The sequence below is a fragment of the Vibrio sp. 1F279 genome (genome assembly GCF_041439815.1).
GTDB lineage: Bacteria > Pseudomonadota > Gammaproteobacteria > Enterobacterales > Vibrionaceae > Vibrio > Vibrio tasmaniensis_A.
On the sequence record NZ_JBGOOU010000007.1, the window covers coordinates 99604 to 119396 of the forward strand.

The 19793-nt window shown below is 43.0% G+C and carries 22 protein-coding genes; 14 read left to right on the plus strand and 8 right to left on the minus strand.

Translation table 11 applies throughout. The features are described 5' to 3' along the window. Positions 1 to 46: 46 nt before the first annotated feature. The 3 genes from ACED60_RS07600 to ACED60_RS07610 all read right to left on the minus strand — a co-directional run bounded on the left by ACED60_RS07600 (position 47) and on the right by ACED60_RS07610 (position 2906). Positions 47 to 1207, minus strand: a complete 1161-nt coding sequence (locus ACED60_RS07600; protein WP_371727247.1) for an iron-containing alcohol dehydrogenase — start codon at positions 1205 to 1207, stop codon at positions 47 to 49. A gap of 115 nt (positions 1208 to 1322) precedes the next feature. After that, the gene (locus tag ACED60_RS07605) at positions 1323 to 2054 is read right to left on the minus strand and encodes a ribulose-phosphate 3-epimerase (RefSeq protein WP_012603032.1); all 732 of its coding nucleotides are present in this window, start codon (positions 2052 to 2054) and stop codon (positions 1323 to 1325) included. Between the two features lie 9 nt (positions 2055 to 2063). Then, complete coding sequence (locus ACED60_RS07610; protein ID WP_371727248.1) at positions 2064 to 2906, minus strand: Cof-type HAD-IIB family hydrolase; 843 nt, start codon at positions 2904 to 2906, stop codon at positions 2064 to 2066. Positions 2907 to 3117: 211 nt separating this feature from the next. Here ACED60_RS07610 and ulaR point away from each other — a divergent pair, with 211 nt between their 5' ends. Together ulaR and ACED60_RS07620 are read left to right on the plus strand one after the other, a co-directional pair. Continuing rightward, positions 3118 to 3894, plus strand: coding sequence for an HTH-type transcriptional regulator UlaR (gene ulaR, locus ACED60_RS07615; protein ID WP_012603034.1), 777 nt, complete (start codon positions 3118 to 3120; stop codon positions 3892 to 3894). Positions 3895 to 4316: 422 nt separating this feature from the next. Continuing rightward, positions 4317 to 4529, plus strand: a complete 213-nt coding sequence (locus tag ACED60_RS07620) for a cold-shock protein (RefSeq protein WP_004735656.1) — start codon at positions 4317 to 4319, stop codon at positions 4527 to 4529. 327 nt (positions 4530 to 4856) lie between these two features. Here the strand turns inward: ACED60_RS07620 and ACED60_RS07625 are convergent, their stop codons facing one another. Then, on the minus strand, positions 4857 to 5723 hold the full coding sequence (locus tag ACED60_RS07625) for a YicC/YloC family endoribonuclease (protein WP_009847984.1): 867 nt from the start codon (positions 5721 to 5723) through the stop codon (positions 4857 to 4859). A 282-nt stretch (positions 5724 to 6005) separates the two neighbouring features. Between ACED60_RS07625 and rph the strand changes: the two genes are divergently transcribed. Both rph and pyrE read left to right on the plus strand, forming a co-directional pair. Next, positions 6006 to 6722, plus strand: coding sequence for a ribonuclease PH (gene rph, locus ACED60_RS07630; protein ID WP_019826449.1), 717 nt, complete (start codon positions 6006 to 6008; stop codon positions 6720 to 6722). Positions 6723 to 6828: 106 nt separating this feature from the next. Then, the gene (gene pyrE, locus ACED60_RS07635) at positions 6829 to 7470 is read left to right on the plus strand and encodes an orotate phosphoribosyltransferase (RefSeq protein ID WP_371727249.1); all 642 of its coding nucleotides are present in this window, start codon (positions 6829 to 6831) and stop codon (positions 7468 to 7470) included. Between the two features lie 133 nt (positions 7471 to 7603). On the opposite strand, the gene ACED60_RS07640 is transcribed toward pyrE, so the two are convergent. The 3 genes from ACED60_RS07640 to coaBC all read right to left on the minus strand — a co-directional run bounded on the left by ACED60_RS07640 (position 7604) and on the right by coaBC (position 10579). Continuing rightward, complete coding sequence (locus tag ACED60_RS07640; protein ID WP_029223859.1) at positions 7604 to 8584, minus strand: Kdo(2)-lipid IV(A) acyltransferase; 981 nt, start codon at positions 8582 to 8584, stop codon at positions 7604 to 7606. A 23-nt stretch (positions 8585 to 8607) separates the two neighbouring features. Beyond that, complete coding sequence (gene slmA, locus ACED60_RS07645) at positions 8608 to 9198, minus strand: nucleoid occlusion factor SlmA (RefSeq protein ID WP_004741428.1); 591 nt, start codon at positions 9196 to 9198, stop codon at positions 8608 to 8610. Positions 9199 to 9337: 139 nt separating this feature from the next. Next, positions 9338 to 10579 carry a bifunctional phosphopantothenoylcysteine decarboxylase/phosphopantothenate--cysteine ligase CoaBC gene (gene coaBC / locus ACED60_RS07650; RefSeq protein ID WP_102257559.1) on the minus strand — a complete coding sequence of 414 codons (1242 nt, stop codon included), beginning with the start codon at positions 10577 to 10579 and terminating at the stop codon, positions 9338 to 9340. A gap of 223 nt (positions 10580 to 10802) precedes the next feature. Here coaBC and radC point away from each other — a divergent pair, with 223 nt between their 5' ends. The 10 genes from radC to ACED60_RS07700 all read left to right on the plus strand — a co-directional run bounded on the left by radC (position 10803) and on the right by ACED60_RS07700 (position 19057). After that, on the plus strand, positions 10803 to 11477 hold the full coding sequence (gene radC, locus ACED60_RS07655; RefSeq protein WP_012603038.1) for a DNA repair protein RadC: 675 nt from the start codon (positions 10803 to 10805) through the stop codon (positions 11475 to 11477). A gap of 292 nt (positions 11478 to 11769) precedes the next feature. Beyond that, on the plus strand, positions 11770 to 12006 hold the full coding sequence (gene rpmB / locus ACED60_RS07660) for a 50S ribosomal protein L28 (protein ID WP_004728407.1): 237 nt from the start codon (positions 11770 to 11772) through the stop codon (positions 12004 to 12006). Between the two features lie 13 nt (positions 12007 to 12019). Next, positions 12020 to 12187: a 50S ribosomal protein L33 gene (rpmG, locus tag ACED60_RS07665; protein WP_002535344.1), complete on the plus strand. Its 168-nt coding sequence runs from the start codon at positions 12020 to 12022 to the stop codon at positions 12185 to 12187. Between the two features lie 313 nt (positions 12188 to 12500). Continuing rightward, positions 12501 to 13067, plus strand: coding sequence for a hypothetical protein (locus ACED60_RS07670; protein WP_371727250.1), 567 nt, complete (start codon positions 12501 to 12503; stop codon positions 13065 to 13067). 2 nt (positions 13068 to 13069) lie between these two features. Then, complete coding sequence (gene mutM, locus ACED60_RS07675) at positions 13070 to 13879, plus strand: bifunctional DNA-formamidopyrimidine glycosylase/DNA-(apurinic or apyrimidinic site) lyase (RefSeq protein WP_371727252.1); 810 nt, start codon at positions 13070 to 13072, stop codon at positions 13877 to 13879. 208 nt (positions 13880 to 14087) lie between these two features. Beyond that, on the plus strand, positions 14088 to 15038 hold the full coding sequence (locus ACED60_RS07680; protein ID WP_371727253.1) for a glycosyl transferase family 90: 951 nt from the start codon (positions 14088 to 14090) through the stop codon (positions 15036 to 15038). Continuing rightward, positions 15035 to 16090, plus strand: a complete 1056-nt coding sequence (waaF, locus tag ACED60_RS07685; RefSeq protein WP_371727254.1) for a lipopolysaccharide heptosyltransferase II — start codon at positions 15035 to 15037, stop codon at positions 16088 to 16090. The genes ACED60_RS07680 and waaF overlap by 4 nt, the downstream gene beginning before the upstream one ends. A 13-nt stretch (positions 16091 to 16103) precedes the next feature. Beyond that, positions 16104 to 17423, plus strand: coding sequence for a lipid IV(A) 3-deoxy-D-manno-octulosonic acid transferase (waaA, locus tag ACED60_RS07690; RefSeq protein WP_371727255.1), 1320 nt, complete (start codon positions 16104 to 16106; stop codon positions 17421 to 17423). Continuing rightward, the gene (locus ACED60_RS07695) at positions 17420 to 18160 is read left to right on the plus strand and encodes a glycosyltransferase family 25 protein (protein ID WP_012603044.1); all 741 of its coding nucleotides are present in this window, start codon (positions 17420 to 17422) and stop codon (positions 18158 to 18160) included. Before waaA ends, ACED60_RS07695 begins: the two co-directional genes overlap by 4 nt. A gap of 3 nt (positions 18161 to 18163) precedes the next feature. Continuing rightward, positions 18164 to 19057: a hypothetical protein gene (locus tag ACED60_RS07700; RefSeq protein WP_009847973.1), complete on the plus strand. Its 894-nt coding sequence runs from the start codon at positions 18164 to 18166 to the stop codon at positions 19055 to 19057. Between the two features lies 1 nt (position 19058). Here the strand turns inward: ACED60_RS07700 and ACED60_RS07705 are convergent, their stop codons facing one another. After that, positions 19059 to 19781 (minus strand): 3-deoxy-D-manno-octulosonic acid kinase, encoded by a 723-nt coding sequence (locus ACED60_RS07705; RefSeq protein WP_009847972.1) that lies wholly within the window; start codon positions 19779 to 19781, stop codon positions 19059 to 19061. Between the last annotated feature and the right edge of the window lie 12 nt (positions 19782 to 19793).

The window sequence follows — 19793 nt, forward strand, 5'->3', positions numbered from 1 at the left end:
TCTCCATTTTCTTTAATTATGACAAACGTGAATTCGTGACTGTCGCTTATTCAACCAAACTGGCCTGCAATACTTTTTTCATTTCTTCACCACTGGTTAGTGGTAGATCAAAGCAAAAAGCCGGCTCCAACTTTTGAACATCTTCTTTGGTGACACCTACTTGAGTTAAGTTCGATTCAAGACCGATACGTTCAAGGAATTTCACAAGAGCAGCCGCTAATGATTGAGCTTTTTCTTCGGTACTTCCCACAGCACCAAATAACTCAGCCACTTGAGCAAATCTCTCTGGTTGCTTGCGCCATTGAAGTTGTACATAAGCTGGATAAACCACTGCGAGTGTTAACCCATGTGGTAGGTTTGTTTTGCTACTACCTAAGATTTCGCCTAAAGGGTGTGGTGCCCCCGCACCGCCATTAGCTAGCGAGATCCCGCCAAGTGTGTCTGCTTTCGCGAGTTGGCAGCGGCCATGTAAATCTGCGCCGTTGTCGACAACACTCGGTAGGTGATCAATGACAAGCTTCATTGCTTCTAACGCCATACCATCAACAAATGGAGATGGTCGAGTACCCGTAAATGATTCAAACGCATGTGAAAAAGCATCAAATCCGGTCATAGCTGTCATACGTGGAGGCAGTGTCAGCATGAGCTCTGGATCGATTAACGCTTCACAAGGGAAAAATTCAGGGTGAAACAGTGTTAGTTTTGCATGTTGCTCAAGGTCGGTAATCACTGCCGCTTGCGTCACTTGAGAGCCAGTTCCCGATGTTGTAGGTACAGCGATCAAAGGTACGACTTTCGCGGGTAGTGGGTTGACGTCCCCAAACGGTGAATTATAAGTGGCAAACCAATGGGCCCAATCTAGAGACTCTGTATTGATCGTTGCCGAAATGATTTTTGCTGTATCAATCGATGAACCACCACCAATAGCCAAAACCACATCACAGTTATTTCCGATGGCCACTTGGCGGCCAAGTTCAACGACGGTTGTAGGCGGATTCGGTACGACACCATCAAAATGAGTCACTTCAATTCCTTGCTCTGAAAGCAAAGTAAAAATGCGGTCATAGGCTGGCTTTACTGCATCAAAAATAGGTTCGGATACTACTAGGCAACGTGTGCCATATTGAGCGATAAGCTGACCTATTTTCTGAATCTCACCCGCACCAAAGGTTAGCTTGGTCGGTTGATAGTGTTGAAACTGTGTCATGGTTTAATCCTTGGTAGTGGTGCCAAACCCGAGCATAGAGGGGGGTAGGTTTAGCACCGTTATTTCTAGATTGCTGTGGCGCATCGATTCGATAGAAACTGCGCTAGGCAATTACTTAAACGGTTTCGACTTCTTTTGTATCTGCCGCTGCTTTATCTTCCAGTTGGTCGATTGCTGCGCGGAAGTCACGAACGCCTGCTGTGATGCCGTCTTTGTGGCCAAAGATATTTGTCGATGCAACCATCACATCAATATCTTCATTAAGCAGTTCTTCGATGTTGTGGTTACGGATACCGCCATCTACACATAGCTCACAGTTAGGGTTGCGTTCGTTGATGAGTTCACGTGCTTCGCGGATCATTGCAATCGCAGATTTGCGCCATAACCATTCATCATCGCCATCAGTAATGCCGTGAATAACAATGTGTAAACGGTCTAGGTAGTAGATAGATTCTTTAACAAATGACACTGGCGTTAATGCACCAACGGTTAAACCAAATTTCATACCGTGGTTTTGACAGTACTTAATGATGTAACACAGAGGAGCACCGATAAAATGCTCAGCTGGTAGAATCAGCATGTCTGCACCAGCAGCTGCGATTTTATCGATAAATAATTTGTCGCAATCTTTGAAGTAAGCGTGAACTTCAATTGGCTTTTCAGTGTAAGGACGAATGCCTTCAACAATTTGATGCCCCCCCATCAATTGCAGGTTTTTCAGGTCATGCATATCTGCTGCATCACAGTGGATGTAATCGGCACCAGCATCAGATACTTCTTTCACTACGTCTGCAATGTGGCCGTAATCTACGTGTGCTAATCCTGCGGCAATTTTTACTTTTTTCATGATTTATCCTTAGTAACTAAAAGTGTTTTGGCATGTGTGTTGGCCTTCTTGCACTATCAAGCGAAGGTACTGGCCAATTCCACAGCCGTTGTTATTGGTAACAATTAGATTAGCCATGCCTTTTAAAGCAGGGCTGGCATTAGCCATTGCGACAGGCTCTCCGACAAGTCGGAACATAGAGGCATCGTTGTCCCCATCCCCAAAAGCAATGGTGTTATGAGATGAAATTCTTTGGTCATTTAGCCACTGTTGAAGAGCGTGACCTTTGGTGGCTGCTTTAGACGTAATGTCCAATTTATTCGGTGTTGATAAGTCAGCTTGGAAGTGCGTTTTTAAGGAATCTCGTAACTGGTTTAGAGATTCTTTGTCTTGGCTAGACACTAATACTTTGTATACATCGCCACTGCGAGCGATGAGTTCGGTCAGCGTTGGGATAATCTGCAGCTCCATTGCGGCATTAATAACCTCAGCCTTTTTTTCTAAACCCTTTGTATGAGTTGATTCTTTTTGAGCAAAGATGCCTTTACTTGAATAGATGGTGAAGGCGAAATGTCCATCATTCAGTAAGCTCAACAGACCCGTTAGTGATTCATGACTAATTGTGTGCTGATGTTGAACACGTTGTGTTTTAGGGTCATAAATATAGGCACCATTGCAGCAGATGATTGGTTGTGATAATTGAAGCTGGTCAACATATGGCATCATCAACTGGTGCGGTCTACCACTCGCCAAGCTCACCTGATATCCATTATTAACGGCAAGACAAATCGCTTGTTTGTTAGTCACGCAGATCTGCTCAGCATCACTTAACAGTGTTCCATCTAAATCAATCATTACTGCTTGGTATTTCATTTTACTCTCCAGTGATATCTCATGACGCAAAGTGACTATAAGTGGTCAAATGCGGTCACGTAAAGTCATTTTTGATTTATTATGAGCGAAATAATGGTTTCGATCACACATTGTGAGTCAAATTAATTCAAAAGAGTTCATTTTGAGAATCTAATTGCTCAAAAGTTCATAATGCGTCAAAATAATTCAAAAGAACTTAATGGTATGAACAATGAATGAAGCTCAGCGTCATAGAAGCTTGTTAGATCATCTAACGAGTCATACGTTTATAACGACAAATGACTATGTGAAGATGTTAGATATCTCTTTATCTACAGCTCGTCGGGACATTACAAAGTTGGCGGAAGAAGGGAGGCTGAAAAAAATCCGTAATGGGGCAGAGGTAATCAATTTTGACTCGTCCCTAGCCGCAACTCATGCACCAAGCAGCTTTATCCCCTGCGAAACAGATATAGAAAGCTATGTAGCGAAAAAGCGAATTGCTAAAGCTGCGGCAGATATGTGTGAAGAACACGACAGTATTATTGTGAGTGGTAGCAATACGACTTTTTTGATGGGAGAGCATTTAGCGCATCGTGATGTGCAAGTTGTGACGAATTTTATGCCATTGGCTTATCAGCTGATTAGTCAAGATCATCAAAGTATCATCATACTTGGTGGTCAATATCTACCCGAACGTCAGATCACTATTTCTCCAGATGAAGAAGCAGCAGATGACCATAAAAGTCGTTTTGTCTTCTTTACGGGTACGGGTGTTACGACAGCTGGTGTGCATACCTCTGATCTATTGGTCTATATGGCAGAGAAAAAGCTGCTGGAGTATGGTGATCGTATTGTGGCTCTGATAGATAGCAGCAAAGTAGGTAAACATGGTGGAAAGTTACTCGCTACCGCTTCTCAGATTGACACATTGATTACAGATGACGGCGCTGACCCTAAGGTGCTTGATGCTTTACGAGAACTTGGTGTGAAGATACAGGTAGTTTAGTTACGTGGAGAGTGCTGCCACGGCGCTTGCTTTTGCTTTTGTCGTACTCTTGATTCTAGTAGAACATTATTACTGGCCGTGTGTGTTGCCCGAACCAAACCGCGGAAGAGTAAATTTCTTCAGATCATAGCTTTGTAAATGAAGTTCAGTGATGTTGTGGGGCTGAATAGAAGTTAATTGAACAAAAAATAGTCATTTTATTCAAATAACGCTTTACAACCTGGTCAGGATCACCAAGAATGTGCTTGCTCTGTTTTCAGGGTTATTAAATGAAACATCCAGTTGTAAAGTAAAACCCTTAGTATTGCTTCATTGTTATTCTCAGTGTTTCCCTTGGCTTCATAGATACATTAAATAATTCAAGCTTTCAGCGCATCGCACTTTTGGCGATTAATTTTTTATTTTTATATAAGGGACACATCATGTCTAACAAAACAAACGGCGTAGTAAAATGGTTTAACGAAGAGAAAGGCTTCGGTTTCCTAACTCAAGACAACGGCGGCGCTGACGTATTCGTACACTTCCGTGCAATCGCTTCTGAAGGTTTCAAGACTCTTAAAGAAGGCCAACAAGTGTCTTTCGAAGTAGAGCAAGGCCAAAAAGGTCTTCAAGCTGCAAACGTTGTAGCTCTATAAGATTTTAAGTCGGCGCAGGTTGCAATAGCAACTTGCGTCACTTTCTCTCTCAAACCAGTTTCCCCTCAGTTTTACCGTAACATTCTCCTCCACTTGCAACACCTCCTCTAAATATTAAAAATCCTTTTGTACACCTGATCAGTTCTATCTATCGCTGTATCTATTTTTTGTGCTAAGTACATCTCCTGCGTAACAACCTGCTCAACTTACTCATCCTGATTGTCATTATTGTATCCATAAAAAAAGCCCCTAAAACTAGGAGCTTATCTTGATCTAATCAACACTGATTCAGCTAGTGGCTATCCACAGTGTGTTACTGACGAACTGTTATTCAATGTTCTGGATCTGCTCACGCATCTGTTCGATAAGAACTTTAAGCTCAACGCCCGATGCTGTGATGTCTGTGCTGATAGACTTAGATGCTAGCGTGTTTGATTCACGGTTGAACTCTTGCATCATGAAGTCAAGTTTACGGCCACAAGCGCCACCTTTCTTCAATACTACATTCGCTTCTTTCACGTGAGAGTCTAGGCGGTCTAGTTCTTCTGCTACGTCTGACTTCTGAGCCAGTAGGATAAGCTCTTGCTCAACGCGAGAACCTTCAAGTTCAATCTTCGCATCTTCAAATTTGGTAAGAAGACGCTCACGTTGCCATTCTAGGATCTCAGGCATGCGTGCACGAACTTTAACGACTTCTTCAGTGATTGCATCTAAACGCTGAACGATGAGCGCTTTCATGTTTTCGCCTTCACGAGCACGAGCGTCAATGAACTCTGCGATTGCATCGTTGAATGCTTCAAGTAGATCTTTGTTGATGGCATCCATGTCTTGCTCTGGCGTTTCCATTACGCCAGGCCAGTTCATAATTTGGAATGGGTTCAAACGGCTGTCTTCACCTGTCATCGTCATTACTTGGTTAGCAGCATTGATTACTTGCTGAGCCAAACCTTCGTTAATGCTTAGCTCGCCTTTCGCTGCTGGGTTTGCTTCAAAACGTAGGTTACATTCAACCTTGCCGCGAGCTAGACGCTTACGGAAACGCTCGCGTAGGATTGGCTCTAAACCACGGAACTGTTCAGGCATACGGAAGTAAGTTTCTAGGTAGCGTTGGTTTACACTACGGATTTCCCATACTGCTGTACCCCAATCGCCTTTTACTTCTTTGCGCGCGTACGCGGTCATACTATAAATCATCGAATTTTCCTGTCTTTTATCATTCTGAAAATAACGCGCACGCATAGTATCACGATATGGTGTGCTCCCGAAGCTTGTCGATTTTCCGTTATAAATAGCCTTCACGGTAAGTATCTTTGAGTCGTAAGTCGCCTTAAGTAGTAGGCCACTTTGAATGGTAAATAGATTTGAAAGATAAACTGCTATATAATCTTGCCCCAATCAAAACTGTCTCACCCCTTTCTTAGGTGATGCACTCTTTCGATAGTAAATCACTTCAGACTGTTAATAAGGTAGATACCAATGCGTCCAAATGACCGCGCTGTAGATCAAATTCGTCCAATTAAAATTACTCGTAACTACACTGCTTATGCTGAAGGTTCTGTATTAGTTGAGTTCGGCAACACTAAAGTTCTATGTAATGCGACGGTAGAAGAAAACGTACCGCGTTGGTTGAAAGGCCAAGGAAAGGGTTGGGTAACGGCTGAATACGGCATGCTTCCACGTGCGACGCACACTCGTAACCGTCGTGAAGCGGCGAGCGGTAAGCAAGGTGGTCGTACGATGGAAATCCAACGTCTGATCGCTCGTAGCCTACGTGCTGTTGTTGACCTGAAAGTAATGGGTGAAATCATGATCACTGTCGATTGTGATGTTATCCAAGCAGACGGCGGTACTCGTACTGCTTCTATCTCAGGTGCAAGCGTTGCAATGGCTGATGCTATCAACAGCCTACTAGCAAGCGGCAAACTGAAGAAGAACCCAATGAAAGGCCACGTAGCGGCAGTTTCAGTGGGCATCGTTGGTGCACAAGCACTGTGTGACCTTGAGTACGTTGAAGACTCAGCAGCCGATACCGATATGAACGTTGTAATGACGGAAGACGGTAAGATGATTGAGATTCAAGGCACCGCAGAAGGCGAACCGTTCAGCCACGAAGAGCTGATGCAGCTTTTAGCCCTGGCGAATAAGGGCATTGCCGATATTGTTGAAGCGCAGAAGTCGGCGTTAGCAGAATAGTTTTTAGATAGCTCCTTTCACAAGGAGCTATTTTTTTGTCTGTAAAACCCGAAAGGGTAGTGCAGAGCGTAAGTTAAGTTTTATTGAATAAACGTAGAGGAAGAACATGAAAGCATATCAACGTGAATTTATTGAATTTGCACTAGAGAAAGAAGTACTTAAGTTTGGTGAGTTTACTTTAAAGTCTGGCCGTAAGAGCCCTTACTTCTTCAATGCTGGATTGTTTAATACAGGTCGTGACCTAGCACGCTTAGGTCGCTTCTACGCAGCAGCATTAGCAGATTCAGGTATTGAGTTCGATGTACTATTTGGCCCTGCATACAAAGGTATCCCAATCGCAACAACAACAGTGGTTGCACTTGCTGATCACCACGATGTGGACACGCCTTACTGCTTCAACCGTAAAGAAGCAAAGAACCACGGTGAAGGTGGCAACCTAGTCGGTAGCGAACTTGAAGGTCGCATCATGTTAGTGGATGACGTGATCACTGCAGGTACTGCAATCCGTGAGTCGATGGAAATCATCCAAGCAAACGGCGCTGACTTAGCGGGTGTGCTTGTTGCTATCGACCGTCAAGAGAAGGGCAAAGGCGAGTTGTCTGCGATTCAGGAAGTAGAGCGCGACTTCGGCTGTGCGATTATCTCAATCGTTAGCCTGACTGATTTAGTGACTTTTCTTGAAGAGAAAGGCACAGACGCAGCACATCTTGATTCAGTAAAAGCGTACCGAACTCAATACGGAATCTAATTCGTAAACTGAAGAAGTTGAACCTAATGGTTTAGTGCCTTAGGTTTAGAGCTTAAAAAAGAAAAATGCCCGAGAGATGAAACTCTTTCGGGCATTTTTTTACTTAAATCTTATTGGACAGAACAAGGCTCGCTTACTTGTAACGAATGCCTTTTTCCGCTTCTGGATCTTCCATGGTTTTGAAGCGCTTGTGTAGCCACATCCATTGTTCTGGGGCTCTTAAGATAATCTTCTCAAGATAGCGGTTCATATACGCTGCTGCCGCTTTTTCATCTTTCTGCGGATAGTTATCTTCGATTGATTCGTCGGCCATGATTTCATATTTTCCGTCGGCATTTCTAAAGCCAGACCCAATAACGACCGCGCATCGACTGGTGTAAGCCAAAATGCTGGTTCCAGTGGTGGTGCTTGCATCCTCTACTGCAAAGAAAGGTACGAATACAGATTTATTGCGACCGTAGTCATGATCAGGGAGGTAGAAAAGGGTCTCACCTTGTCGCAGTCTTCGGATCATACGTTTTACGTCTTTACGGTGAACTAGACGGTTGCCGTTTTGAGTTCGACCGCGGTATTGAATGAACTCATAAGCTGGGTTGTTATGCGGGCGATAAACACCTAGGCCAGGAATACCCAAGATCGGCATTGCTCGGGCTGTGATCTCTAGATTCAAGGCATGAACACAACATAGTAGAACGCCTTTACCGTTAGCCTGATGACTACGAAGAACTTCGGTATCTTTATCAACTAGGATGCGCTTGAAGCGCCATGTTGGCCAAAACCACGTAATACCGGTTTCAACCAATGCCATACCAGTATTTTTAAAATTCTCGCTGACCATTGCCGCGACTTCATCTGCTGGCTTATCGGGGAAGGCTAATTCCAAGTTACGTGTCGCTACCGCTACGCGTTTTTTTCCATAGCGGGCACCAAGAGCACCTAACGAACGGCCTAATAGTAGTAATACTCGGTAAGGTAGAATGTTGACTATAAAAGCCAGTAACCCAAAGCCAAACCAAACTCCCCAATATTTAGGGTGCAGTAGTGCTAGGGTAAAAGGTGGCTTATTAATAACGTGTTGTACCGTGCTACTTGCAGGAGAGTTTTTCGTCGTCATAACCATCACTTAAGATATTGAGTTTACTTAATCTGAGCGCTGAGTAGAGCCCAATAAGCATCAAAGTTTTCTGTCGGTTGATATTTGAAGTCCGAGCGAACAAATCGATTTAAACTTCCTTCAACCTGACCTAACAATTGAGCCGCTAAGATTTTTTCATCAACCGGGAATGACTTCCCTTCACGAAGCTTTCTTTCTCGTAGAATTTGACGAAGTTGTGTCTCAATACGTTCGAAAAGCTGATTGATGCGATCGCGTAGGCGTTCATTTTCAAACATTAGAGCATGACCCGATAAAATTCGAGTCAGGCCTGGGTTACGTTCTGAGAAAACCAAGATAAGTTGTAGCACTAGGCGTATGCGCTCTAGTGTGTCTTTCTCTTCATCTAGAATACGGTTGATTCGAGACATCAACGCTTCTTCAATGAACTCGATCAAGCCTTCAAACATGCGAGCTTTGCTTGGGAAGTGGCGGTATAACGCAGCTTCAGAAACACCAACTTGCTTGGCCAACTTTACCGTTGTGATACGAGAAGCGCCTTCGGTCGATTCCAACATTTGTGCTAGAGCTTGCAGGATTTCTTCACGACGGTTTGATTTTCGAGTACCGGCCATCTATTTACTTCCTTTCCTAAAGATGAGGATTGAGTGAAGAAGGATTATAAACACCATTCAATTCTGTTCCTAGTTTTGTAAGACCTAGGTCAACAGAATCGAGAGGTGTCAGCGTATTGTCAGGGTAAAATTTGTGCGTTTATACGTCAATAAGCTGTTGGATCTGATTAAGGATCTGGAAACCAAGAGAGTTTTTGCTATCTAGAGGTAGAGATTTATCGCCACCTTTCCAATAAAGGTGCAACTCATTACTACTGGTATTGAAGCCTTGGCCTTCGACAGAAACGTCGTTGGCGCAAATCATGTCGAGGTTCTTTCTTTCCAATTTTCCGCGCGCATACTTCTCGACATCTTGAGTTTCTGCTGCGAAGCCGACAGTAAATGGACGATCTTCGATCATTGAGGCAACGGAAGCCACAATGTCTGGGTTCTTAACCATTTGAATGGTCATGTCATCTTTACCATCGACTTTTTTAAGCTTCTGGTCTGCAATGGTCTCTGGGCGGTAATCAGCAACCGCAGCGCAGCTGATGAAAATATCATGCTGAGCAGCATTGGCATTCACGGCATCAAACATCTGTTGTGCGCTGTCTACATCAATGCGATTAACCTGATTTGGTGTCGCGAGTGATACAGGGCCACTAATTAGAGTTACCGTAGCACCTTGTTTCGCGGCCGCTTCAGCCAGTGCATAGCCCATCTTGCCCGAGCTATGATTGGTAATGTAACGAACTGGGTCGATCGCTTCGCGAGTTGGACCCGCAGTAATTAACACCGAACGGCCAGTCAGAGGTTTAGGTTGGAAGAAGTCTTCACAACGATGGACCAGTTGCATTGGCTCTAACATACGCCCCATACCAACATCGCCACAGGCCTGTTCACCAGCTGCCGGACCCCAGATTTCACATCCACGACGTTTTAGCGTTGCGATGTTCTCTTGAGTTGCAGGGTGGCTGTACATTTGTTGGTTCATTGCTGGGGATACCGCAACTGGCGCATCGGTTGCTAAAACCAAAGTGGTCAGTAGGTCGTTACCCATGCCTGCGGCCATACGCGCAATAAGGTCTGCGGTTGCGGGTGCTAATAAGACTAGGTCAGCCCATTTCGCCAGTTCGATGTGCCCCATGGAAGCTTCAGCAGCAGGATCAAGCAAACTATCAGACACTGGCCTTCCAGAGACAGCTTGCATGGTGAGAGGAGTAATGAACTCCTTAGCCGCATTAGTCATGACGACTTGTACCTGCGCACCACGTTCGATTAAGCGTCGAGTCAGTTCGGCACATTTATAAGCTGCGATACCACCACTAATGCCAAGTAGGATTTTTTTTCCAGCTAGGCCTTGTTGGTCAGCGTTATCCAGTTGATTAACCAATGTTTGCATGATTCTGTTCCTTAATTTCTCTGGGACTAACGATATCAGAACAAAGGATTAGTGCCTAGAAGCAGAATTGGAACAGGTTTGACACTCATCAAGTTGATGTTATCAAACTTATCAATTACACGGTTTTGCTAGGCATTAGTCTTCTTTATAACGCAGTGGAAGCTCTCCGTAGACAAACGGTTTAGGCTGATGGATCGTATTCATCACCCTAGATAGCCTTTATATGCCTATAAGTAAAATGCCTGTTGAGTCGATGCCAAGAGAAAAGTTACTGAGTAGAGGCCCCGACTCCTTAAGTGATGCGGAGTTGTTAGCGATATTTCTTCGAACGGGCACACAAGGAATGAATGTTTTAGAGCTATCAGACAAGTTGATCAAAGATTTTGGTTCGCTTCGCCATCTTTTTTCTGCAACGGAGGCTGAGTTTTGTGCCCATAAAGGGATGGGGCAGGCGAAATATGTCCAGTTGCAGGCTGTTTTGGAGATGACGCAACGTTATTTGGCCGAGACTTTATCTCGAGGGGATGCACTAACTAGCCCAAGTCACACCAAGTTGTATCTTTCGAGTATATTGCGTGATCGCCAGCGAGAAGCCTTCTATATACTGTTCCTAGATAACCAAAACAGAGTAATAAAGGATGAAGTGATGTTTGAAGGAACCATCGATGCAGCATCTGTTTACCCGAGAGAAGTGGTTAAACGGGCACTTCATCATAATGCAGCCGCTTTAATCCTAGCGCACAACCATCCTTCCGGTGTCGCGGAGCCAAGCCAAGCAGATAGGCGAATTACACGTAGATTAACCGACGCATTGGCACTAGTGGACATCCGAATTCTCGACCATTTTGTCGTTGGAGATGGCGAAGTTATCTCTTTTGCAGAGCGCGGATGGATTTGAATCACATTTTAGGTTGTTAGTTGCGTTAAATCTGCTATCATTCCGCCCACATTTTAGAACCTTAAATCAGCTCTGATTACTCAAATAGCTGCCCTGTTCAAAAAAAGATCACGAAATCCTTAAAAAGGATCTGTTCGGGTCTTGAGCAATGCATGTCAAGTTAGTATAATACGCGACCTTTGATAGCCTTGAATGGATTTTCCATTATGGTTTTTACCTCTATTTTCAGAATTGATAGAGAGGTTCGGCCACCAAGGTTGATATCGAGCTGAAACGATTTGGAGAGACATTCATGTCCCGAGTATGTCAAGTAACTGGTAAGCGTCCAGTAACGGGTAACAACCGTTCACACGCACGCAATGCTACCAAGCGTCGTTTTCTGCCGAACCTACAAACTCACCGTTTCTGGGTAGAGAGCGAAAAACGTTTTGTTAAACTACGTCTAACTGCTAAAGGCATGCGTATTATTGATAAGAAAGGCATCGATGCTGTTCTTGTTGATATCCGTGCACGTGGCGAAAACGTTTAAGAGGAATTAAGCAATGGCTAAAGGCATTCGTGAGAAAATCCGTCTAGTATCTTCTGCTGGAACTGGTCACTTCTACACAACTGACAAGAACAAGCGTAACATGCCAGGCAAATTTGAGATCAAAAAGTTTGATCCAGTAGTTCGCCAGCACGTTATGTACAAAGAAGCTAAAATCAAGTAATTGATAGCCCCTTTGTCTCTTCTTTTATAGAAGAATAAATTAAAAACCCAGCTTATAGCTGGGTTTTTTTATGCCCAAAATTTGGGAAGCCCCTTCCTGTGTTTGAGAAACCTGAGGCTTTTTGACAAGCTTAAGTTTTTCGAGAAGACTCAGTGTTTTTGATAAGTGTCAGCAGTATGGGCTCAATTTGGCACCTAGCCGGTAGACGTTACACTTGCCGATGAGCTTATGTGATAGAAAATTACTCAGGATAGAATGTGTCGCCATTTTCACGATATACTGAACACTCAATAGGTTAGATGAGCAGAATCAGATGAGATATCGTGGACGTCGATGGAACAACATACTCATGTTAAGCGTGATCGCTTTTATTGGGGTGCTAAACCTTCCAACATTGATCAAAACGTACCTTATCGAACCTGAGCCTGAACTTCAGGCAAGCAGCCCTTACCCTTATCTTTTAAACCCAAAAGCAGAACTTCAAGCCTTACACTTTACTAAGTGGTCGGTAGTGCAAGAAGACGGCCATTGGGTTTATCAAATGAAAGAGTCTGTCTCAGAGCAAAGTGTGAGTGCCCAAGAATTATCGCAACGCTGGCAACAGCTAGTAGGCACGGAAGTCGACGCTAAAACTTATACCGACCTGACTCCCCAGCTTAATACGCCGCACACCATTGAAGTTTGGTATCAAGACCAAGAAGAGCCACAGCGTATTACCTATTATCAACTTGCTGAGTTTTGGTTGCTAAAAAACTGGAATGATCAGTGGTTGGCGGTGTCTATTGAAGAGAGTTACTTGTTTCCAAGCTTTGGCTCAGAAGATTCATTTAAGTCAGACAAGCTATCTATATCAGAAAAACCACCTAAATCGGACGAATAACTATGCCTGAATTACCCGAAGTTGAAGTAAGCCGCATGGGGATCTCGCCTCATTTAGTCGGAGAGAAGATTAAAACTCTGACTTTTCGTACTCCTAAACTGCGCTGGGATATCCCTCAAGAACTTAAGCGATTAGAAGGGCAGGTGATTCGCTCAATCTCGCGTCGCGCAAAGTATTTATTGATTGAGACAGATACAGGCACTGCGATTGTGCATCTTGGTATGTCGGGTTCACTGCGCGTGTTGGATGCCGATTTCCCGCCAGCAAAACACGATCACGTGGATCTTAAGTTAACCAATGGCAAGATATTGCGTTACAACGATCCGCGTCGCTTTGGTGCGTGGTTGTGGTCGGCATCGGATGAGGTTCATTCTGTGCTACTAGGCTCTGGCCCTGAACCACTAACTGACGACTTCAACGCAGATTACATTGCTGAGAAAGCAGAAAAGCGTAAGGTTGCCGTCAAACAGTTCATTATGGACAACAAAGTAGTGGTAGGTGTGGGTAACATCTACGCTAATGAAGCGCTGTTTTCTTCGCGAATTCATCCACTTCGCGCAGCAAGCCAAGTGACAAAAGAAGAGTGGGTCTTGTTAACCAAAGAGATCAAACAAGTACTCGCTACCGCCATCAAACAAGGCGGCACCACACTCAAAGACTTCGCCCAAGCGGATGGCAAGCCTGGATACTTCGCTCAAGAACTGCAAGTGTATGGTAAGGCTGGTGAACAGTGTCCTAACTGTGAAGAGCTGATTCAGGAACTTAAAATCGGGCAAAGAAACACGTTTTATTGCTCTAGCTGTCAGGTATAGATGTGTCCTTCTCAATACAGAAGTTGATATCACTTGAAGCTGTGTCTAGGGCACTTTATCTGATAAAATTACAGGTATTATTGTGGAATTTGTCGTCTTCATTTCTAAAGGCAGAGTCTACCTCTAGAGCTTTGTAGATAATTCCTTACCTATGGCTGCTGACTTTGCCTTCGTTACATTACGCAAAAATAAAATATAAAGAGAAACTATGAAGATATTTTATTATCTAAAACATGCCCTGCTCTCTATCGCACCTCGTTTGTATTTTTCAAAACAGTTTGAAAAGCTGGAAAATTCATATTCCGGTCAAGCTGACTATATAAAAACCAGAGTAAATTATTATGTGAAAGGGCTCGGCGACTTTGATAAGGCTAGTCTAAGCTGCGAGATTAATAATTATTCTCGAAAAGGATATACATCTTATTTCTTTGATCTTAAAGAGTTTCTTCATTATTTTCCAAAGTACTTTCGTTTCAGTTACTACTTTGGTGATGAAACGCATATAGAGCCAGTTCCAACTTTATTTAAAGCTCGTCCGATTGATGGGAACAATAGTAACTCTGTACTATTTAAATTAGATAAGCGTCGTCATTTCCGATTCGTAGATGATAGCTTAAGTTTTTCTGATAAAAAAAATATGGCTGTGTTTCGTGGTGCCGTGACTCAACCACACAGAATTCGTTTTATGGAAACTCTGTATGGTCATCCACTGATGAATGCAGGTCAATCGAATGTTTCAGAGCAGCACCCAGAGTGGCAACAGCCATTTATGACAGTAGAAGAGCAGCTTCAGTACAAATTTATTATTTGCCTTGAAGGGAACGATGTTGCATCAAACTTGAAATGGGCGATGTCTTCGAACTCACTTGTCGTTACTCCAAAAATGAAGTTTGAAACGTGGTTTATGGAAGGCACTCTGCAACCAGGCATACATTATGTAGAGGTGAAGGATGACTGGTCGGATTTTGAGCAAAAAATAAAATACTATTTAGACAACCCTAAAGAGTCTGAACAGATGATCAAAAATGCGCATGAATACCTTGCTCCTTTCCAAGATGAACAACTAGAAAAATTGGTTTGCATTAAAACACTTCAAGAATATTTTAGACTATCTGGCCAAGCTATTAACGAACACGCTATTAATGAGCAAGACAAATGAAAATTCTGATTATTGGCCCGTCATGGGTTGGAGACATGGTGATGTCTCAAGGCTTATATATTGAGTTACAAAGACAGTATCCTGACGCAAAAATTGATGTTTTAGCGCCAGCATGGTGTAAGCCTATTTTGGAAAGAATGCCACAAGTCAATCAAGCTCTTGAAATGCCACTAGGGCATGGGCAATTTGATCTGAAATCTCGTTATAAGATCGGCAAATCGTTGAGGGAAGTACAGTACGATAAAGCGTACGTATTACCTAACTCCGCGAAATCAGCTTTAATTCCCCTATTTGCACGCGTTCCTGAACGAGTTGGCTGGAAAGGTGAAATGCGTTTTGGTTTGCTTAATGACGTTAGAACCAATAAAAAAGCGTTTCAATACATGTTAGAGCGATATGTAGCGTTAGCGCACACTAAAGCTGAAATGACGGGTAGTGGTTGTTTAGGTGAATTGTCATCATTACCTTTTCCAAGCCTACAAGTTGTTGACTCCAGCCAACAAGAGGCTATGGAGCAATTTGGTTTAAACAATCAAAGGCCTGTCCTTGGTTTATGTCCTGGTGCTGAGTTTGGCCCTGCGAAACGTTGGCCTGATAATCACTTTGCAACAGCAGCGACAGCGATGATAAAGCAAGGTTACCAAGTGTGGTTGTTTGGCTCGGCTAAAGATCGTGAAGTAACCCAAAAGATAATCGAACAAGTCCCTGTTAATATGCAGCAGCATTGCTTCAATTTAGCTGGAGATACGAGCTTAATTCAGGCTGTAGACTTGATCGGGGCTTGTCGTACTGTCGTTAGCAATGATTCTGGGTTGATGCATGTGGCCGCCGCGGTGGGCTGTAATGTCGTGGCTGTTTATGGCTCTAGTTCACCTAAATATACGCCTCCGCTAACGAACAAACTGGCGATCATCAATACCGATATTGAGTGCCGACCTTGCTTTGAACGAACTTGTCCCAAGCAGCACCTAAAGTGCCTCACTGAGTTAATGCCGAGTAGAGTCATTAGTGCTATTGAGCAGTTTGATGTTATTTCCCAAGGCAAAATATAAATAAGGTCGTTATATGAGCATCGTCGTTCGTTGGGCCTATACCGCGCTACTTTTCCTTGTTAGCCCTATTCTGCTTTGGGGCTTATATCGCTCCAAAGCAAACAAACCGCCTTTTGGTCATCGCTGGAAAGAGCATTTCGGATTTACACCGCCTATTAAGAATAGACAATCGGGTGTGATTTGGATTCATGCCGTTTCAGTAGGGGAAGTGCTGGCGAGTAAAAAGTTAGTCGAGCAACTGGCGATACAAAACCCAGATAAAAGAATACTGATCACTACAACAACGAGTACAGGCGCTGAGCAGGTCGAAAAGATGAGCGGTTCGATTAGCCATCGTTATATGCCTATTGATTTTAGTTGGTGTGTTCAACGTTTTATCAACCGCGTTCAGCCAGATAACATGCTCATTATTGAAACGGAATTATGGCCAAACACCATTAACACCGTTGCTAAAAATGATATTCCGATGATATTAGTTAATGGACGATTATCCGAAAAATCAGCCAGTAATTATCAAAAAATGAGTTCGTTAATTTATCCGACTATCTCTAAGTTAAATTTAATATTGACGGTACACTCTGATGATAAATCTCGATTTGAGTTGCTAGGTGCGCCGAGCGAAAAAGTCATTGTCACAGGCTCAATCAAGTACGATGTGTCGATTGATAATAATATAATCGCACAAGGTGAACATCTTAGAAGTATTTTTGGACAGGGTAGGCAGATTTTCGTCGCCGCGAGCACTCATGAGGGTGAAGATGAACAAATATTTAGAGCTTACCAGCAAGCCAAAAGAGAACTGCCAAAATTACTCTTAGTGATAGTACCTCGTCACCCTGAACGGTTTAATTCAGTTGCAGAATTGGCCAAAAACCAAGATTTACTGTTAGTGCGTCGAACCGAAGTTGTTGACGAGTTACCGCTCGATGTCGATGTTTACCTAGGGGATACGATGGGAGAGCTTATGGTTATGCTTTCTGCGAGCGATCTCGTCTTTATGGGAGGAAGCCTACTTGGAAAGAAAGTAGGAGGGCATAACTTCATCGAACCTGCGCTGCTTCAAAAATACTGCTTAACAGGGCCGAGCTATTTCAATTTTGCAGACCTGGCGAATCAATTGATCGACTCGAGCGCACTGTCTGTTGTAGCCGATGAGAATGAGCTTGCTTTACAAATGATCAGTGCATTATACAAGCCTAAAGAGTTAATTGAAAAAGGGCGAATAGGCTATGGTATAGTTCAACAGAATCAAGGTGCGTTACATAAAACACTCCAATTGATACATCATTCAGCCACCAATAATCAGTCAACCAATATTGAGACATCACCATGATCAAAACTTTTGTTATTCATGTAAGCAAAGGCTACGAAGAACGTAGAAAACATATAGATAAGCACCTGCCAGAAGTGGGCATCACTGATTACGAATATATGTTAGCTGGTGATATCGATGATCTATCTGATGACGTTAGAAATGGTTTTTTTGACGACTCACTGAGGCTCCCTGAGAAGTCTTGCTTTTATAAGCACTACTTAGTGATGAAAAAAGTCGTAGAAGAACAAATTCCACAAGTATTAGTGTTAGAAGATGATGCTTTTTTAAATAGCGATTTTATTGAGCAACTAGAAGCTTTCCAAAGCGAGCTTGCTGGTGAAGAAAAGTATCTTGTAAATATTGAAGAGGCGTCGAGTTTAGTACCCACATCAGTAAGAGTACCAAATCAACATCTGTACTTGTGTAAAACGAACAAGCTTACTGGTGGTTTGCTTTATGACCTTAGTTTTGCTCGTGCAATGGTAGAGCATATGGAAAGCAATATAACTGACGCACCTATTGATGGTTATATTGGTAATGAGCGAACGACATTAGAGTACAATATTTTTTGGACACACCCACCTTTGGTTCGTCAGGGTAGTAAAACCGGTGCATTTGATAGTGAGTTGAGTGGTAGAACCTCAGGACTTTATGCGACGGTTAGAAGTTGGTTTAAAGAGGGATACCGAACTCATGTTCGAAGCCATGTCAGCAGCAAGCACAAAGCACTTTTTAAAAATATTACGAAGTACTAAATTATGAAATCAGAATTGGCTAGAAAACACTTAACATTTGTCATTTATGGCAATGATAGAACTTACTATCAAGGCGCAAGATTTTGCATTTTGTCTTTTTTAGCCAATTGGGTTGAGGCAAATGGAACTAGGCCTGAAATTTCTGTTCTAGCAGAAGAGCCTGAGCACTTCGCTAATATGCCAATTAAAGTGTTTCCGATATCGCCAGCTCAAAAGGCTGAATGGAGTCTAGGCAATACTTATCACTTCAGAATCAAGAACCGCGGCTTAAAATATCTTTGTGATAATTTAGAGTTGAGTCCTGAAGATAAACTGCTTTTTTTAGATACAGATACGTACTTTAACGTGCCAACAAACGTTTATTTCGACTCTATATCGGATAAAAACGCGTTACTGTTTTGCTCAGAAGTGAACATCAATACTTTGCCAAGCACCAATGAATACGCACATATCAGAGATAGAGATATAAAGCTTATGGATGGCAGTGTCTACCGCACCAATCCAGACTCAGTTATGTGGGCGTCGGCAGTCATCGGTATCACCGGGAAACACACATCAGCTTTTGATTATGCCGATGTGTTGATTCAAGCGTTACGTCAAGAAGGGTGTGAGGCACACACTCTAGAACAGTTTGCGTTATCTGAAGCGCTCTCTACACAGGTGAATATTGAACCAGCGAAAGCTTGGCTCAATCATTATTCAACGAGTGGACGAAAAGACTGGGCGAGAACGGTGTTGGAACAGTTCTTTGAAGAACACGGAGATAAACCATTTGAAGAGCAAATACGCTTAGCTAAAGAAGTGTCCTTCAAGCGCCCTCTTGCTGAAGTGATTCGAGGGCATATCTATAAAAAGAAAAAGAAACTTCGTAAGTTATTTGGTTTGAAAGAAGAATAAATCATAGACTCTCAAGGGTACTCACTTTGTACCCTTGTTCTATTTGTGAAAAATCAAAGTGCTGAGCATCAATCCTTCCTAATCGAACTTCTTTTTCGAATGAGCGCTTAAGTCGCTTTAAATTACTCTCTTTCCAGCTATTACCTGTTTGCGTTAGGCATTTATCAAAATCGATAATCCAAACCTTGCCTGCTTTATCAACGAGAATGTTATGGATATTGAGGTCGGTATGATTGACCCCGGCATCGTGCATTTTTCGAATTTGATGACCAATATCGTTGAAATGGGAATCGGATAGTTTTTTGTTTGATAGTATCTTTACTAAGTCTTCTGCGTCGGAAATCTTTTCAATTAAAATATCGGCTTTGTAAACGAGCCCTTCTTGCGAAACTTTCGCAGCAACGGGTGTCGGGACATTAACTTTATGTGTGGCTAGAAGCTCAAGTAACATTAGCTCTTGGTATGCTCGTGAGTTCTCTAATCCAGTAAATAAATAGCTGTCTCTAACTAGCTTTCCAAACAAGCCGCCGCGATGATAATGTCGAAGAGCGAAATTGCTTTTTTCTCCCTTAACAAACCATGTTGTTCCTCTACCTTGAGCGTGCCCCAGTATTGCTTGATTCGCCTTCCAATAATCCACAGAAAAAGCCAATTCAACGTCTTCGGTGAGTAATTTAGGATTATACCAGTACGTTGTTTTATGGATTTGCTTTGTTGTAAACATGAATCACTGTCT

Bases quoted from the DNA above. Each gene is read 5' to 3' on its own strand.
- ACED60_RS07700 (WP_009847973.1), top strand. From the start codon at position 18,164: ATGAAATCAGAATTGGCTAGAAAACACTTAACATTTGTCATTTATGGC.
- ACED60_RS07705 (WP_009847972.1), bottom strand. From the start codon at position 19,781: ATGTTTACAACAAAGCAAATCCATAAAACAACGTACTGGTATAATCCT.
- ACED60_RS07625 (WP_009847984.1), bottom strand. From the start codon at position 5,723: ATGATTTATAGTATGACCGCGTACGCGCGCAAAGAAGTAAAAGGCGAT.
- ACED60_RS07610 (WP_371727248.1), bottom strand. From the start codon at position 2,906: ATGAAATACCAAGCAGTAATGATTGATTTAGATGGAACACTGTTAAGT.
- ACED60_RS07670 (WP_371727250.1), top strand. From the start codon at position 12,501: ATGAGATATCGTGGACGTCGATGGAACAACATACTCATGTTAAGCGTG.
- rph (WP_019826449.1), top strand. From the start codon at position 6,006: ATGCGTCCAAATGACCGCGCTGTAGATCAAATTCGTCCAATTAAAATT.
- ACED60_RS07680 (WP_371727253.1), top strand. From the start codon at position 14,088: ATGAAGATATTTTATTATCTAAAACATGCCCTGCTCTCTATCGCACCT.
- ulaR (WP_012603034.1), top strand. From the start codon at position 3,118: ATGAATGAAGCTCAGCGTCATAGAAGCTTGTTAGATCATCTAACGAGT.
- waaF (WP_371727254.1), top strand. From the start codon at position 15,035: ATGAAAATTCTGATTATTGGCCCGTCATGGGTTGGAGACATGGTGATG.
- ACED60_RS07605 (WP_012603032.1), bottom strand. From the start codon at position 2,054: ATGAAAAAAGTAAAAATTGCCGCAGGATTAGCACACGTAGATTACGGC.
- rpmG (WP_002535344.1), top strand. From the start codon at position 12,020: ATGGCTAAAGGCATTCGTGAGAAAATCCGTCTAGTATCTTCTGCTGGA.
- radC (WP_012603038.1), top strand. From the start codon at position 10,803: ATGCCTATAAGTAAAATGCCTGTTGAGTCGATGCCAAGAGAAAAGTTA.
- ACED60_RS07695 (WP_012603044.1), top strand. From the start codon at position 17,420: ATGATCAAAACTTTTGTTATTCATGTAAGCAAAGGCTACGAAGAACGT.
- rpmB (WP_004728407.1), top strand. From the start codon at position 11,770: ATGTCCCGAGTATGTCAAGTAACTGGTAAGCGTCCAGTAACGGGTAAC.
- coaBC (WP_102257559.1), bottom strand. From the start codon at position 10,579: ATGCAAACATTGGTTAATCAACTGGATAACGCTGACCAACAAGGCCTA.
- waaA (WP_371727255.1), top strand. From the start codon at position 16,104: ATGAGCATCGTCGTTCGTTGGGCCTATACCGCGCTACTTTTCCTTGTT.
- ACED60_RS07640 (WP_029223859.1), bottom strand. From the start codon at position 8,584: ATGACGACGAAAAACTCTCCTGCAAGTAGCACGGTACAACACGTTATT.
- ACED60_RS07620 (WP_004735656.1), top strand. From the start codon at position 4,317: ATGTCTAACAAAACAAACGGCGTAGTAAAATGGTTTAACGAAGAGAAA.
- slmA (WP_004741428.1), bottom strand. From the start codon at position 9,198: ATGGCCGGTACTCGAAAATCAAACCGTCGTGAAGAAATCCTGCAAGCT.
- pyrE (WP_371727249.1), top strand. From the start codon at position 6,829: ATGAAAGCATATCAACGTGAATTTATTGAATTTGCACTAGAGAAAGAA.
- ACED60_RS07600 (WP_371727247.1), bottom strand. From the start codon at position 1,207: ATGACACAGTTTCAACACTATCAACCGACCAAGCTAACCTTTGGTGCG.
- mutM (WP_371727252.1), top strand. From the start codon at position 13,070: ATGCCTGAATTACCCGAAGTTGAAGTAAGCCGCATGGGGATCTCGCCT.